The organism is Caballeronia sp. GACF4, assembly GCF_023631025.1.
In the GTDB taxonomy this organism is placed as follows: domain Bacteria; phylum Pseudomonadota; class Gammaproteobacteria; order Burkholderiales; family Burkholderiaceae; genus Caballeronia.
Genome location: NZ_JALQDW010000013.1, coordinates 1 through 637 on the forward strand (window position 1 = coordinate 1; position 637 = coordinate 637).

The 637-nt window shown below is 54.5% G+C and carries 1 protein-coding gene and 3 tRNA genes; all 4 read right to left on the minus strand.

Going from position 1 to position 637, the window contains the following annotated elements; translation table 11 throughout:
* Positions 1 to 83, minus strand: an 83-nt coding sequence (locus NCR40_RS12505) for a GTP-binding protein (protein ID WP_042615313.1), incomplete at its 3' end; no start/stop codon positions are given.
* A gap of 62 nt (positions 84 to 145) precedes the next feature.
* Positions 146 to 220, minus strand: a tRNA-Thr gene (locus NCR40_RS12510).
* Between the two features lie 15 nt (positions 221 to 235).
* A tRNA-Gly gene (locus NCR40_RS12515) sits at positions 236 to 309 on the minus strand.
* A gap of 29 nt (positions 310 to 338) precedes the next feature.
* Positions 339 to 424 (minus strand) — tRNA-Tyr (locus NCR40_RS12520).
* Positions 425 to 637: the final 213 nt, after the last annotated feature.

Here is a 637-nt window from a genome sequence, read left to right on the forward strand (position 1 = left end):
AGCGTGGTCTTGCCGTGGTCAACGTGACCGATCGTGCCCACGTTCACGTGCGGCTTGGTCCGCTCGAATTTACCTTTGGCCATTTTCGACTCCTAACAGGATTTTCGCACCTTGCGCCACGCGCAACTTACTAGACTAATACTTCTGGTGCCCATGGGCAGGATCGAACTGCCGACCTCTCCCTTACCAAGGGAGTGCTCTACCACTGAGCCACATGGGCACTACAAACCGACACTGGAGCGGGTGAAGGGAATCGAACCCTCGTCATAAGCTTGGAAGGCTTCTGCTCTACCATTGAGCTACACCCGCTTGGGCTGGATTCCCTACCGCTTGAATTCTGGTGGAGGAGGTTGGATTCGAACCAACGTAGGCGTAAGCCAACAGATTTACAGTCTGCCCCCTTTAGCCACTCGGGCACCCCTCCGCAGAGAACTATCGATTATGGGGAAGAAACACGGTGTTGTCAAGCTTTCCGCGCGACCCGCATTAGCTGAGGCTCTCACTTATAGTCGAAAGCGAAACGCAAAAACCCCACCTGTTTGGGGGTGGGGTTTTTGTTGCTGCATGAGGAGCCTGACGATTACCTACTTTCACACGGGAGATCCGCACTATCATCGGCGTGGAGTCGTTTCACGGT